Source organism: Allofournierella massiliensis, assembly GCF_964241245.1.
GTDB classification, from domain to species: domain Bacteria; phylum Bacillota; class Clostridia; order Oscillospirales; family Ruminococcaceae; genus Allofournierella; species Allofournierella massiliensis.
The window spans coordinates 65,069-78,410 of sequence record NZ_CAXSWZ010000001.1; the positions used below are offsets into that span (position 1 = coordinate 65,069).

The 13,342-nt window shown below is 60.2% G+C and carries 13 protein-coding genes; 8 read left to right on the forward strand and 5 right to left on the reverse strand.

From position 1 onward, the window contains the following. Window positions 1-11: 11 nt before the first annotated feature. Genes ACESYO_RS00380 through ACESYO_RS00400 form a run of 5 tightly spaced genes read right to left on the reverse strand, consistent with a single transcriptional unit; the run spans window position 12 to window position 3,120 of the window. Window positions 12-701, reverse strand: coding sequence for a PHP domain-containing protein (locus tag ACESYO_RS00380; protein ID WP_373209114.1), 690 nt, complete (start codon window positions 699-701; stop codon window positions 12-14). Window positions 702-733: 32 nt separating this feature from the next. Then, window positions 734-1,063, reverse strand: coding sequence for a hypothetical protein (locus ACESYO_RS00385; RefSeq protein WP_373209116.1), 330 nt, complete (start codon window positions 1,061-1,063; stop codon window positions 734-736). After that, a complete protein-coding gene (locus tag ACESYO_RS00390; RefSeq protein ID WP_373209118.1) occupies window positions 1,050-2,336 on the reverse strand; it encodes a [Fe-Fe] hydrogenase large subunit C-terminal domain-containing protein in 1,287 nt (428 codons plus the stop codon). The genes ACESYO_RS00385 and ACESYO_RS00390 overlap by 14 nt, the downstream gene beginning before the upstream one ends. Window positions 2,337-2,351: 15 nt before the next feature. Next, window positions 2,352-2,774 carry an ATP-binding protein gene (locus ACESYO_RS00395; protein WP_058966863.1) on the reverse strand — a complete coding sequence of 141 codons (423 nt, stop codon included), beginning with the start codon at window positions 2,772-2,774 and terminating at the stop codon, window positions 2,352-2,354. Continuing rightward, window positions 2,767-3,120, reverse strand: coding sequence for a DRTGG domain-containing protein (locus tag ACESYO_RS00400; protein ID WP_373209120.1), 354 nt, complete (start codon window positions 3,118-3,120; stop codon window positions 2,767-2,769). The genes ACESYO_RS00395 and ACESYO_RS00400 overlap by 8 nt, the downstream gene beginning before the upstream one ends. A gap of 266 nt (window positions 3,121-3,386) precedes the next feature. Between ACESYO_RS00400 and ACESYO_RS00405 the strand changes: the two genes are divergently transcribed. From ACESYO_RS00405 to ACESYO_RS00440, 8 genes are all read left to right on the forward strand, one after another. After that, complete coding sequence (locus ACESYO_RS00405) at window positions 3,387-3,884, forward strand: NADH-quinone oxidoreductase subunit NuoE family protein (protein WP_058966859.1); 498 nt, start codon at window positions 3,387-3,389, stop codon at window positions 3,882-3,884. Between the two features lie 6 nt (window positions 3,885-3,890). Beyond that, entirely contained in the window at window positions 3,891-4,439 is a 549-nt protein-coding gene (locus ACESYO_RS00410) for an ATP-binding protein (protein WP_132587312.1), read from the forward strand. Between the two features lie 9 nt (window positions 4,440-4,448). Further along, window positions 4,449-4,820, forward strand: a complete 372-nt coding sequence (locus tag ACESYO_RS00415; RefSeq protein WP_058966855.1) for a (2Fe-2S) ferredoxin domain-containing protein — start codon at window positions 4,449-4,451, stop codon at window positions 4,818-4,820. A gap of 16 nt (window positions 4,821-4,836) precedes the next feature. Continuing rightward, complete coding sequence (locus tag ACESYO_RS00420) at window positions 4,837-6,627, forward strand: NADH-quinone oxidoreductase subunit NuoF (RefSeq protein WP_058966854.1); 1,791 nt, start codon at window positions 4,837-4,839, stop codon at window positions 6,625-6,627. 15 nt (window positions 6,628-6,642) lie between these two features. Beyond that, entirely contained in the window at window positions 6,643-8,397 is a 1,755-nt protein-coding gene (locus ACESYO_RS00425) for an NADH-dependent [FeFe] hydrogenase, group A6 (RefSeq protein WP_058966852.1), read from the forward strand. Window positions 8,398-8,633: 236 nt separating this feature from the next. Continuing rightward, complete coding sequence (rbr, locus tag ACESYO_RS00430; protein WP_058966850.1) at window positions 8,634-9,293, forward strand: rubrerythrin; 660 nt, start codon at window positions 8,634-8,636, stop codon at window positions 9,291-9,293. Between the two features lie 424 nt (window positions 9,294-9,717). Next, complete coding sequence (gene ileS, locus ACESYO_RS00435) at window positions 9,718-12,837, forward strand: isoleucine--tRNA ligase (RefSeq protein ID WP_058966848.1); 3,120 nt, start codon at window positions 9,718-9,720, stop codon at window positions 12,835-12,837. A 79-nt stretch (window positions 12,838-12,916) separates the two neighbouring features. Continuing rightward, window positions 12,917-13,090 (forward strand): hypothetical protein, encoded by a 174-nt coding sequence (locus ACESYO_RS00440; protein WP_373211157.1) that lies wholly within the window; start codon window positions 12,917-12,919, stop codon window positions 13,088-13,090. Window positions 13,091-13,342: the final 252 nt, after the last annotated feature.

A 13,342-nucleotide genomic window follows, 5' to 3' on the forward strand; every position in this document is an offset into this window, starting at 1 on the left:
TTTGTTTATTCTTATTTCAAAAGCGAGCGCAGCGGGCAGCATTCGTCCAGCAGGGGAAATTCTGTGCGCAGAGCTTCCAGGCAGTGGGCGTCGCTGCCGGTGAGAAAGTGCAGCGACGGGGGGACAAGCCCGGCGGCAGTCAGTGCTGCGGCCCGGTTCGGGTCGGCCAGCTCCGCCAGCAAAAATTCCGGCTCCTCGGGCCAGAGGCCCAGCACGCTGAGAAGGGAATAGCTGTCCCGGTCGATGTGGGCGGGCACCGGAATGCCGCCCAACTCCCGGCAGAGGCGGGCGGTCTCTTCCAGCGTCAGCCCGGCGGCTGCGGTGAGCAGCTTTTTGGGCTGGGTGATGATTTCGTCGTCCTCGTTCATCACCCATTGCGGGCCCCAGATGTCCGGGTCCCAATCGAATTCCGGCAGGCTTTCATAAAGGGCGTCGCCCATGGTCAGCGCCGCCGCCACTGTAGGAAAATAGCACAGCAGATGAATCTCCTCAGCGGTGTTGGCCTCCAGCGCGGGCAGCAGCTTCACCCCGTAAGCCTTGCAGCATTTTTCGGCGGAGGGCAGGTTCCGGGCGCTGTTGTGGTCCGCGATGGCGATTACATCGGCCCCGTTCAGAGCGCACAGCCCCGCAATGGTGGCAGGGGTCATCTCCCGGTCCGCGCAGGGGGAAAGGCAGGAGTGGATGTGCAGGTCGTACTGCATGCCCGGATCCCTCCCTTCTTTTTTGTAACTGCTTATAGCTGGCCCAGCCTGCGGGCCAGCACCAGAGCGGCCTCGTAGGCGGGCAGGTCGGTGGTGAACAGGGCCACCCCCTGCTGGGCGGCCCGCTCCAGCGCGTCCGGCATCCAGGCGACCTCCTGGCACAGCACTACGGCTGCCGCATCGGCAAGACTTGCCACCGCCACTGTGTTGATGTTGCCCATTACGGTGAACCAGACCTTGCCCTCGGTGCAGCGGCTCATGGCCCAGCTGAGCAGGTCACAGCAGAAGCCGCCGGTCACCTTATGCTCGGGCACCGGCCCGGCGGGCACAAAGCCCAGGCCTTCCAGTTCAAGATTGGTCATCGTTTCGGCTCCTTTCCTGTAAAAGCTCTTCCAGACGGCGGCGCATCAGAACGGTGCAGTCCTCCGGCTTTGCCCGGCCGCGCACCACGTCCTCGGCCAGCGCCTCGCAGCTGGGGGCGCCGCAGCCGCCGCAGTCCAGCCCCGGCAGCCGGGCCAGAATCTCCCGCAGGCGGCTGTATTTTTCCATCTGCTCTGCCCGGGTGCCCTCCAGCTCCATCACCGGAGCATAGACCGGCGGAGCGTCCCAGCGCATGAAATCCGGCACCTGACGGCTGCTCAGGCGAGAGCGGGCCTCCGGCAGGCCCCGGCGCAGCTGTTTCATTTTTGCCTTGGCGATGAAGGGATTCTCCACCTGCAGCACGCCGCCCACGCAGCCGCCCGCGCAGGCGTTCAGCTCCACAAAGTGCAGACCGGGCAGCTTTTCGTCCTCCAGATCCTCCAGCACCCGGATCACGTTTTCGATGCCGTCTGCAGCCAGATAATCGTCCACTGCGCGCAGACTGATGCTCTCGCCAGTGCTTTCGCCCCAGCGCACGCCCGCACGGCCGATCTGGCTTTTGCCCTCGCTGGGGGTCTGCTTCATGGCCCACAGCATGCGTGGGTAAATTTCCTTGATGCTCACCGCCGCATCCAGCGCGCTGTGCTCCACCCCCAAGGGGCTGCGCACATAGCTGATCTTGGCCGGGCAGGGGGAGAGAAAGATGCAGCCGATTTTCTCCGGCGCAAGGCCGGTGCGGCGGGCAGCGTCCCGCTTGGCAATGCGGGCGGCCACCTCCACCGGCGGGGCCAGCGGCAGCAGGTGAGGCAACAGATCCGGGTACCGTACCCGGATCAGCCGCACCACGGCCGGGCAGGCACTGCTGATTAGAGGCAGCGGCTGGCCCCCGGCGGTGATCAGGCGGCGGGTGGCGTCGCTCACCAGCTCGGCGGCCCGCCCCACCTCAAACACCTCGTCAAAGCCCAGAGCGAGCAGCCCGTCCACCACCAGATCCGGCCCGGGCAGCCGATTGAACTGGCCCAGAAAGCTGGGCGGCGGTAAGGCGATGGTGTAGTCGAACCGCTCCGTTACCGAGAGGGGGTCTGCGGCGGCCGTTTTGGCGTGATGAGGGCAGATGCGGATGCACTCGGCGCAGTCGATGCAGCGGGCCGGGTCGATGATGGCCTTGCCGCCCCGCACCCGGATGGCCTGGGTGGGGCAGCGCTTGATGCAGTTGATGCACCCCTTGCACAGCGCCCGGTTCAGGGTCACGGAATGGATGAATTCCTGTTTCATACCGGCCACCTTTCCTCACAGAAGCACATTCATCTGGATGGTGGTGCCCTGCCCGGGCTGGGATTCGATGAAAAACTCGTCGCTGTACCGCTTCATGTTGGGCAGCCCCATGCCCGCCCCGAAGCCCAGGCTGCGCACCTGCTCCGAGGCGGTGCTGTAACCCTCCTGCATGGCAAGGCCAATGTCCGGGATGCCGGGCCCCTCATCCTCCAGCCGCATGCGGATGGCTTCGGGGGTCAGCTCCACAAAAATCTGCCCGCCGCCCGCGTGGATGACCAGATTGATCTCGCCCTCATACAGGGCGATGGATGCCTTGCGGATGGCTTCGGGTGGGAAACCCATTCGTTTTAAGGTGTGCTTCAGATCTGCCGAGGCCTCCCCCGCGCGGGTGAAATCGTCGCCGGGCACGGTGTATTCCAGCCGGATGGGTTCAGTCATGGCCGCCACCTCCCCGCAGGCCCGCCTGGTACAAAATACCGCAGGCGGAAAACATGGTGCGTCGGGTGGCCAGCACCGCAATGCCACGCTGTTTGGCCAGCTCCAGAACCTCCGGCGAGGGGTGCTTGCCCCGCACGAACACGATGCATACCATGTCCATCATGTCGGCGGTGCGCACCACCTGGGGATTGTTCAGCCCGGTGAGCAGCACGGCCTGATCTTTCACGAAGGCCAGCACATCGCTCATCATGTCGCTGCCGCAGGCGTTGTGAACCTGCGTGTCCAGCCGGGCATCCGGTGTGAGCAGCTCCGCGGGAAGAAGCTGCATAATGTCCTGAATGGTCATGGTGGTTTCGCCCCTTTGCTTTGCGTTTTCTTCTTTCAGTATACGGCAAAGCAGGGGCAGTGGGCAATGGGCAGAGAAAAATCTGCTTGTGGCAGGTTGCATAAAAAATATCCAATTGTTTTTCTTGATTGGAGATTAAAACTATGCAAAATTTATAGGAAAACGGGCAATTTTATGATACAATGATACCATTAAGCCAAAAGCAAAGGTGGCCTGGGGATGAGCCGGCCACCCATAAAAAAACAGAAAACGGAGGGATACCCAACATGAGGCGTTTTTCCACCCTGCCCTTCGCAGGGACCCCCGAGCAGGAGCGTCAGCTCACCGAATGGCTGGACCAGCACAGGGATATGCCCGGTGTGACCATGCCTGCTCTGCAGAAAGCCCAGGAGATCTATGGCTACCTGCCCATTGAGGTGCAGCGTATGGTAGCGGATGCGCTGGGCATCCCGCTGGCCGAGGTTTATGGCGTGGCAACCTTCTACTCCCAGTTCCGGCTGGTGCCCCAGGGGCGCTACCGGGTCAGTGTCTGCCTGGGAACCGCATGTTATGTGAAGGGCAGCGGAAAGCTGTATGAAAAATTGCAGGAAAAGCTGGGCATCGGCGACGGTGAGTGTACCCCGGATGGCAAATTCAGTCTGGACAGCTGCCGCTGCGTGGGCGCCTGTGGTCTGGCCCCGGTGATGATGGTGAACGACGATGTATACGGCCGGCTTACCGGTGAGGATGCCGAGCTGGATGCCATTCTGGCGAAATACGAGTAAGCGGCCATGCAGGAACTGAGCATGCATGTGATGGACATCGCCCAGAACGCGGTGGCCGCAGGGGCAGCGAATACCCGCATCATCCTGCGGATGGATACCGCTGCCGACCGGCTGGAGCTGACCGTGGAGGACGACGGCCGGGGCATGACCGATGAGCAGGCCCGGGCGGCGCTGGATCCCTTTTATACCAGCCGCACCACCCGGAAGGTGGGCCTTGGGCTGCCGCTGCTGCGGCTGACCGCTCAGCTTACCGGAGGCGACGTGGCCATCGAGAGTTCGCCGGGAAAGGGGACCCGGGTCACGGCCTGGTTTGGCCTTTCCCACATCGACCGCCCGCCTCTGGGCGATATGGCGGGCACCATCTCCGCCCTGATGCAGGCGAATCCCGAGCGGGATTTTTGCTATGAGCTGCATGTGAACGACCAAAGCTTCGCGGTAAACAGCCGCGAGATCAAACAGATCCTGGGCGATGTGCCCCTGGCACAGCCCGAAGTGGCGCTGTTCCTCCGGGAATATATAGAAGAAAACAGCGCCCCCCTGCTGGAAAAGGAGTGAAACAAACCCATGAAAAGCCTGAAAGAACTGGAGGCCATCCGGGACCGGATGCGCCAGACCGTGAATACCCGCGAGAGCGACAGCAATACCATTCGTGTGGTGGTTGGCATGGCCACCTGCGGCATCTCCGCCGGTGCAAGGCCGGTGCTGAACGCCATTGTGGAGGAACTGGCCCGGGAGAATGTGGCCGGTGTGCAGGTCACCCAGACCGGCTGCATCGGTATCTGCCAGTATGAACCGGTGGTGGAGGTGTACGAGCCGGGCAAGGAGAAGGTGACCTATGTGAAGATGACCCCGGAAAAGGCCATCCGCATGGTGCGCCAGCATCTGATCAAGGGCGAGCCGGTGCAGGACTACATCATCGGTTCGCTGACCAAGTGAAAGGGGGCGCGGCACAGTGTACAGAAATCATGTGATGATCTGCGGCGGCACCGGATGCACCTCGTCCGGCAGCGACCGAATCGCCGCGGCCTTTGAGCGGGAGCTGGAACGCCATGGGCTGGATAGCGAGGTTAAGGTGGTACGCACCGGCTGCTTTGGTTTATGCGCATTGGGCCCCATCGTGGTGATCTACCCGGAGGGCAGCTTTTACAGCCGGGTGAAGGAAGAGCATGTGGAGTGGATCGTGACCGAGCACCTGCTCAAGGGCCGCCCGGTGCGCAGCCTGCTGTTTGACGAAACGGTGGACGGCGAGCGGATCAAGAGTCTGGATCAGACCGGATTTTACAAAAAACAGAAGCGGGTGGCGCTGCGCAACTGCGGCGTAATCAACCCGGAAAACATTGAGGAATACATCGCCTTCGACGGCTATGCCGCGCTGGGCAAGGCACTTACTGAGATGACGCCGGACGACGTGATTCAGACCGTGCTGGATTCCGGCCTGCGGGGCCGGGGCGGCGGCGGTTTCCCCACCGGGCGCAAATGGCAGCTGGCCTGCGCCGACCGGGGCAAGGTGAAGAAGTTTGTGTGCTGCAACGCGGACGAGGGCGACCCGGGCGCGTTCATGGACCGCAGCGTGCTGGAGGGCGACCCCCATGCGGTGATCGAGGCCATGGCCATCGCAGGCTATGCCATCGGGGCCGACAAGGGCTATGTGTATGTGCGGGCGGAGTATCCCATCGCGGTGAAACGGCTGCAGATTGCCATCAATCAGGCCCGGGACTACGGCCTGTTGGGGGAGGACATCTTCGGCAGCGGCTTTAACTTTGACATCGAGATCAAGCTGGGCGCGGGCGCCTTCGTCTGCGGCGAGGAAACAGCGTTGATGACCAGCATTGAGGGCAACCGGGGCGAGCCCAGACCCCGTCCGCCCTTCCCGGCCAAAAAGGGCCTGTTCGGCCGGCCTACTATTTTAAATAACGTGGAGACCTACGCCAACATTCCCCAGATCATTCTGAACGGAGCCGAGTGGTTCCGCAGCATGGGCACTGAAAACAGCCCCGGCACCAAGGTGTTTGCCCTGGGCGGCAAGATCCACAACACCGGTCTTGTGGAGGTTCCCATGGGCACCACTCTGCGGGAGATTGTGGAGGAGATTGGCGGCGGCATTCCGGACGGCAAAAAGTTCAAGGCGGCCCAGACCGGCGGCCCCTCCGGCGGCTGCATCCCCGCCGAGCTGATCGACACCCCCATCGATTACGATTCCCTGAACAAGATCGGCAGCATGATGGGCTCCGGCGGTCTGATCGTCATGGACGAGGACACCTGCATGGTGGATATCGCCAAGTTCTTTCTGGAATTCACCGTGGACGAAAGCTGCGGCAAGTGTACCCCCTGCCGGGTAGGCACCAAGCGGCTGCTGGAGCTGCTGGAGAAGATCACCAGCGGCAACGGAACCATGCGGGATTTGGAGCGCATTGAAGAGCTGGCCGAGTTTGTGAAGAACAACAGCCTGTGCGGCCTGGGCCAGACCGCGCCCAACCCGGTATTGTCCACCCTGAAGTATTTCCGGGAGGAATATTTGGCGCATATTCAGGACAAACGCTGCCCGGCGGGCGTGTGTAAGGCGCTGCTGGTGTACAAGATCGACCCGGACAAGTGCCGCGGCTGCACCCTGTGCGCCCGCAACTGCCCGGCGGATGCGATCATGGGCAGTGTGCGCAACCCCCACAGCATCGATACCAACAAGTGCGTGAAGTGCGGCGCCTGCATGGACACCTGCCGCTTTGGCGCCATCAGCAAAGGCTAAGGAGGGCACACGGCAATGAATATGGTAAATTTGAAGATCAACAACGTGCCCTGTCAGGCCCCGGAGGGCTCCACCATTCTGGAGGCGGCCCACGCGGTGGGCATCACCATTCCCACCCTGTGCTATTTAAAGGAGATTAAGCGGGTGAACGGAGCCTGCCGGGTCTGCGTGGTGGAAGTGAAAGGCGCAAAGAACCTGCTGCCCGCCTGCGTCTACCCGGTGAGCGAGGGCATGGAGGTATTCACCAACACCAAGCGGGTGCAGAACGCCCGCAAGATGAATCTGGAGCTGATTCTCTCCATCCACAATCAGGACTGCATGAGCTGCGTGCGAAACGGCGACTGTGAGCTGCTGCGCCTGTGCAAGCAGTACGGCGTGGACAAATCCAACGCTTTCGAGGGCGTTCTGCCCGAGCGGCAGGATGACGACAGCGCACCCCATCTGGTGAAGGACAGCTCCAAGTGTATCATCTGCCGCCGCTGCATCTCCACCTGCGCCGAGAATCAGGGCGTGGGTGTGATCAATGTGGTGGAGCGCGGCTTCAATACCCACATCGCCTGCGCCTTCGAGGGCAAGCTGGCGGACTCCACCTGCATCGGCTGCGGCCAGTGCATTGTGGTCTGTCCCACCGCCGCTCTGGTGGAGCGGGACGACACCGAGAAGGTGTGGGCTGCACTGGATGACCCCACCCGCCATGTGGTGGTGCAGACCGCGCCCAGCGTGCGTGCGGCTCTGGGCGAGGAATTCGGCCTTCCCATCGGCACCAATGTACAGGGCAAGATGGTGGCGGCACTGCGCCGCCTGGGCTTCGACGGCGTGTTCGACACCGACTTTGCCGCCGACATGACCATCATGGAGGAGGCCCACGAGTTTCTGGAGCGGGTGAAGAACGGGGGTAAGCTGCCGCTGATCACCAGCTGCAGCCCCGGCTGGGTCAAATACTGCGAGACCTTCCACCCGGACTTCATTCCCAATCTGTCCAGCTGCAAGAGCCCGCAGCAGATGTTCGGCGCTCTGAGCAAGACCTATTATGCCGAGAAGATGGGACTGGACCCCAGAAATGTATACTGCGTGTCGGTAATGCCCTGCACCGCCAAGAAATTCGAGATCGGACGCCCGGATCAGAGCGCCGCGGGCGACGGTATCCCGGATGTGGATGTGGCCATCACCACCCGTGAGCTGGCCCGCATGATCCATCGCAGCGGCCTGCGCTTTAACGACCTGCCGGACGAGGACTTCGATCCGGCCATGGGCCAGGCCACCGGTGCGGGCCATATCTTCGGCGCCACCGGCGGCGTGATGGAGGCGGCCCTGCGCACCGCGGTGGAGACCCTCACCGGCGAAAAGGTGGAGCTGGTGGAATTCACCCAGGTGCGCGGCACCGACGCCATCAAGGAGGCGGAGTATCAGGTGGCCGGGCTCACCCTGCGGGTGTGCGTGGTCAGCGGCACCGCCAACGCGGGCAAGGTGCTGGACATGGTGCGCAGCGGGGAAAAGCAGTACGATATGATCGAGGTCATGGCCTGCCCCGGCGGCTGTGTGAACGGCGGCGGCCAGCCCATCCAGCCCGCCCCGGTGCGCAACTTCACCGACATCCGCGCTCTGCGCGCCAAGGCCCTGTATGATCAGGATGAGGCCAGCGTGCTGCGCCGCAGCCACGAGAACCCGCTGGTTCAGCAGGTCTACGCGGAATTTCTGGGCGAGCCGGGCAGCGAAAAGGCCCACCACATTCTGCACACCAGTTATGCGCCGCGCCCCCGTTTGTTCTGAATCTTTTTGCCCCTGCAGCTCTGCTGCGGGGGCTTTTTCGTGTGCGTGAGCATACTGAAAAAATAAATAGGAAAAATTCCTAGTTAGGGGGTTGACAGAATAAATAGGAAATGTTATCATTAATCTACGGAAACGAAACCCACCAACAAAATATTGAAAGAATCAGCTGGCAGCACTGCATGAGCCGTCATGTGTTGATTTGCCGGAATAACGAAAAGAATATGGAGGAAATGACAATGGAAAAATGGCGTTGCACTGTATGTGGTTATATTCATGAAGGCCCTCTGCCCGAGGATTTCACCTGCCCCCGCTGCCGCAAGCCCGCTTCGGTATTTGAGAAGATCGAGGAGCCTAAGAGCGGCAGCCGTTATGCCGGCACCAAGACCGAGAAGAACCTGCGCGAAGCCTTTGCCGGCGAGAGCCAGGCCCGCGGCAAGTACACCTACTTTGCTCAGGTAGCCCAGCGCGAGGGTTATGAGCAGCTGGCCGAGGTGTTCCGCAAGACTGCCCGCAACGAGCAGGAGCATGCCCGCCTGTGGTTCGAGGCCCTGGGTGGCCTGGGTTCCACTGCCGACAACCTGCTGGCCGCAGCCGAGGGCGAAAACTACGAGTGGACCGACATGTACGACCGCTTTGCCAAAGATGCCGAAGAGGAAGGCTTCCCTGAGCTGGCCGAGAAGTTCCGCAAGGTGGCTGCCATCGAGAAGAGCCATGAGGAGCGCTACCGCCGTCTGCTGAAGAACGTTGAGATGCAGCAGGTATTCGAGAAGGGCGAGCTGACCATGTGGGAGTGCCGTGTGTGCGGCCATCTGGTCATGGGCAAGAAGGCTCCCGAGGTGTGCCCGGTATGCGGTTACGCCCAGAGCTTCTTCGAGATGCGCTGTGAGAATTACTAAATAAACCGCAAAAGGCCGGAGCAATCATTGCTCCGGCCTTTCAGTGCGCTCCGCAGCCTGAAATTATGCGGTGCTGCCTTGACTTTTGCGGTTGTATATGATATAAGTGTATCTGTTAGCAAAGACACAGAGAACAGCTGTGATGGAGACAGTAAGCCCGGTGCGAACGACCAAGCGAGCGGGGGAGGGTGTGAGCCCCGCGCCAGTAGCGCCCCGCCGAAGATCACTCCGGAGCTGCGGGCTGAACTCACAGTAGGCGCCGCCGGCATCCCTCCGTTAAGGGGAGCGTGTATGATGGTACACAGCAAAAGGTGGTACAACGAAAGCGCAAAGCCTTCGCCCTGTTTGCAGGGGCGAAGGCTTTTTCTGTTGTTTTTGTACGTTCCGTTCAAAAAACGGAAAAACAAGGAGGACGAGATTTAAGATGTACGAGAAAGTAAACCCGAATCTCAATTTCGTTGACCGCGAGAAGGACGTGCTCAAGTTCTGGAAGGAACGCCACATCTTTGAGAAGAGCATCGATTCCCGCAAGGAAGGGCCGACCTACATGTTCTACGACGGCCCCCCCACGGCCAACGGCAAGCCCCACATCGGCCATGTGGAGACCCGCGTTATCAAGGATATGATCCCCCGCTACCGGGCCATGAAGGGCTATCAGGTGCCCCGCAAGGCCGGCTGGGATACCCACGGCCTGCCCGTTGAGCTGGAAGTGGAGAAACTGCTGGGCCTGGATGGCAAGGAGCAGATTGAGCAGTATGGTCTGGAGCCCTTCATTGAGAAGTGCAAGGAGAGCGTCTGGAAATACAAGGGCATGTGGGAGGATTTCTCCGGCACCGTCGGCTTCTGGGCCGATATGGACGACCCCTATGTGACCTATGACAACACCTTCATCGAGTCCGAGTGGTGGGCTTTGAAGCAGATCTGGGAAAAGGGCCTTTTGTACAAGGGCTTCAAGATCGTGCCCTACTGCCCCCGCTGCGGAACCCCTCTGTCCAGCCATGAGGTTGCTCAGGGCTATAAGGACGTGAAGGAGCGCAGCGCCATTGCCAAGTTCAAGGCCAAGGGCGAAGACGCCTACATCCTGGCCTGGACCACCACCCCCTGGACCCTGCCTTCCAACGTGGCTCTGTGTGTGAACCCGGTCGAGACTTATGTGAAGGTCAAGATGAACGAGGACGGCACCGTGTACTACATCGCTCAGGCTCTGGCCGACACCGTGCTGGGCGAGGGCAGTTACACCGTGCTGGAGAGCTACCAGGGCAAGGACCTGGAGTACAAGGAGTACGAGCCCCTGTTCGACTTCGTTTCTCCCAAGGAGAAGTGCTGGTATGTGACCTGCGACAGCTACGTCACCCTGACCGACGGTACCGGTATCGTTCACATTGCTCCCGCCTTCGGTGAGGACGACTCCAACGTGGGCCGCAAGTACGGCCTGCCCTTCGTGCAGCTGGTGGACGCCAAGGGCTGCATGACCAAGGAGACCAAGTGGGCCGGCATGTTCTGCAAAAAGGCCGACAAGGAAGTGCTGATCGACCTGGAGACCCGGGGTCTGCTGTTCAGCGCGCCGGTCTTCGAGCACAGCTATCCCCATTGCTGGCGCTGCGACACCCCGCTGATCTACTACGCAAGAGACTCCTGGTTCATCAAGATGACCGCGGTGAAGGACGATCTGATCCGCAACAACAACACCGTAAACTGGGTACCCGCCTCTCTGGGCAAGGGCCGCTTTGGCGACTGGCTGGAGAACGTGCAGGACTGGGGCATCAGCCGTAACCGCTACTGGGGCACCCCGCTGAACATCTGGGAATGTGAGTGCGGCTGCCGTCACTCCATCGGCAGCATCGAGGAGCTCAAGAAGATGTCTCCCAACTGCCCGGACAACATCGAGCTGCACCGCCCCTACATCGACGCGGTGACCATCACCTGCCCGGACTGCGGCAAGCAGATGAAGCGTGTGCCGGAAGTGATCGACTGCTGGTTCGACTCCGGTTCCATGCCCTTTGCCCAGTACCACTATCCGTTTGAGAACAAGGAAGTGTTCGAGAGCCGCTTCCCGGCCGACTTTATTTCCGAGGCGGTGGACCAGACCCGTGGCTGGTTCTACTCCCTGATGGCCATCTCCACCCTGCTGTTCAACAAGGCTCCCTTCAAGAACGTTGTGGTTATGGGTCATGTGCAGGATGAGAACGGTCAGAAGATGTCCAAGTCCAAGGGCAACGCCGTTGATCCCTTCGACGCTCTGGCCACCTACGGAGCCGACGCCATCCGCTGGTACTTCTACACCGCGGGTGCACCCTGGCTGCCCAAGCGCTTCTCCGGCAAGGCTGTGCAGGAGGGCCAGCGCAAGTTCATGGGCACTCTGTGGAACACCTACGCCTTCTTTATCCTGTACGCAAACATCGACAACTTCGATCCCACCCAGTACACCCTGGAGAAGGATAAGCTGTCTGTTATGGATCGCTGGATTCTGTCCAAGATGAACACCATGGTCAAGACCGTGGACACTGAGCTGGATCAGTACGCTATCCCCGAGGCGGCCCGGGCTCTGCAGGAGTTCGTGGACGATCTGTCCAACTGGTACGTGCGCCGCAGCCGTGAGCGTTTCTGGGCCAAGGGCATGGAGCAGGATAAGGTCAACGCCTACATGACTCTGTACACTGCTCTGGAGACTGTTTGCAAGGCGGCCGCCCCCATGATCCCCTTCATGGCCGAGAGCATCTATCAGAATCTGGTGCGCAGCGTGAACAAGTCCGCTCCCGAAAGCGTGCATCTGTGCGACTTCCCCGTGGTGGACGAGAGCTTTGTGGACGCTGATCTGGAGCGCGACATGGAACTGGTTCTGGATATCGTTGTTCTGGGCCGTTCCGCCCGCAATGGCGCCAACCGCAAGAACCGCCAGCCTCTGGCCGAAATGTTTGTGAAGGCAGACGAGAAGCTGGGTGAGTACTATGTGGAGATCATCGAGGACGAGCTGAACGTGAAGAAGGTCACCTTTACCGATGACATGTCCATGTTCACCAACTACACCTTCAAACCGCAGCTCAAGACTCTGGGACCCAAATACGGCAAGCAGCTGGGCGAGATCCGCAACCTGCTGGCCAACCTGAACGGCCCCGCCGCCAAGAAGGAGCTGGACGAGACCGGCAGTCTGACTTTGACCCTCTCCACCGGCGAGATCAAGCTGGGCGAGGAGGATCTGCTCATCGAGATGACCCGCAGCGAGCGGTACTTCTCGGTGGAGGATGCCAAGGTTACCGTTGCGCTGGACACCGAGCTCACTCCCGAGCTGGTGGAGGAAGGCTTTGTGCGTGAGCTGGTAAGCAAGCTGCAGACCATGCGTAAGGAAGCCGGCTTCAATGTGGAGGATCACATCACCGCCTATGCCATGGGCAACGACAAGATCACCGCCCTGATGGAAGCCAATAAGGATTCCATTGCCTCCGATGTGCTGGCGGATGCTGTTGTGACCGGCAGCACCGACGGCTATGTGAAGGAATGGGATGTGAACGGCGAGACCGTTACCCTGGGCGTGAAGAAGGTCTGAGCGCCGCGAAACCGATTCCTATATAAATAAGAAAGAGCCCGCCGCTTGGGAAGAAATTCCGAAGCGGCGGGCTTTTTTTGTGACCGAAAATCAAAAAGAGATGGGAATAGGGCTGGAAACACGGCCCGGCGAATCTCTTTATGACCATCGGTGTGACCGATCGGATATGCCACACCAGACAGCAGAGGTGAGCCGGTTAGTGGAAAAACACGCCTTTTGTTGGTCGAATTCAAAAATTCCATTGGAATTGTGACCGTTTGACAGGAAATTGACGGGTTTAAATTCTACTTGATTTGTGGAAATTGCGCCGGATATTTCCTTGAAAACAGGGGTTTTGTGGCAAAAAGCTGAAAAATTGATTTGGTAACGATTTTAGAAATTAAAATATTGAAAAAGTTTTTTGTGACTGATATAATAGTGCCTGCTGAGAGAACCAGGCTCCTTCGGGAGCTGGGGATAAGCATAGATAATCTGTGGAGAAATTCCAACGAAAGGATGAGCAATC

What these genes read in the sequence shown, in the direction of transcription:
- ACESYO_RS00425 (WP_058966852.1), top strand. Translation starts at nt 6,643, where the DNA reads ATGAATATGGTAAATTTGAAGATCAACAACGTGCCCTGTCAGGCCCCG.
- ACESYO_RS00415 (WP_058966855.1), top strand. Translation starts at nt 4,449, where the DNA reads ATGAAAAGCCTGAAAGAACTGGAGGCCATCCGGGACCGGATGCGCCAG.
- rbr (WP_058966850.1), top strand. Translation starts at nt 8,634, where the DNA reads ATGGAAAAATGGCGTTGCACTGTATGTGGTTATATTCATGAAGGCCCT.
- ACESYO_RS00385 (WP_373209116.1), bottom strand. Translation starts at nt 1,063, where the DNA reads ATGACCAATCTTGAACTGGAAGGCCTGGGCTTTGTGCCCGCCGGGCCG.
- ACESYO_RS00380 (WP_373209114.1), bottom strand. Translation starts at nt 701, where the DNA reads ATGCAGTACGACCTGCACATCCACTCCTGCCTTTCCCCCTGCGCGGAC.
- ACESYO_RS00390 (WP_373209118.1), bottom strand. Translation starts at nt 2,336, where the DNA reads ATGAAACAGGAATTCATCCATTCCGTGACCCTGAACCGGGCGCTGTGC.
- ACESYO_RS00410 (WP_132587312.1), top strand. Translation starts at nt 3,891, where the DNA reads ATGCAGGAACTGAGCATGCATGTGATGGACATCGCCCAGAACGCGGTG.
- ACESYO_RS00395 (WP_058966863.1), bottom strand. Translation starts at nt 2,774, where the DNA reads ATGACTGAACCCATCCGGCTGGAATACACCGTGCCCGGCGACGATTTC.
- ACESYO_RS00405 (WP_058966859.1), top strand. Translation starts at nt 3,387, where the DNA reads ATGAGGCGTTTTTCCACCCTGCCCTTCGCAGGGACCCCCGAGCAGGAG.
- ileS (WP_058966848.1), top strand. Translation starts at nt 9,718, where the DNA reads ATGTACGAGAAAGTAAACCCGAATCTCAATTTCGTTGACCGCGAGAAG.
- ACESYO_RS00400 (WP_373209120.1), bottom strand. Translation starts at nt 3,120, where the DNA reads ATGACCATTCAGGACATTATGCAGCTTCTTCCCGCGGAGCTGCTCACA.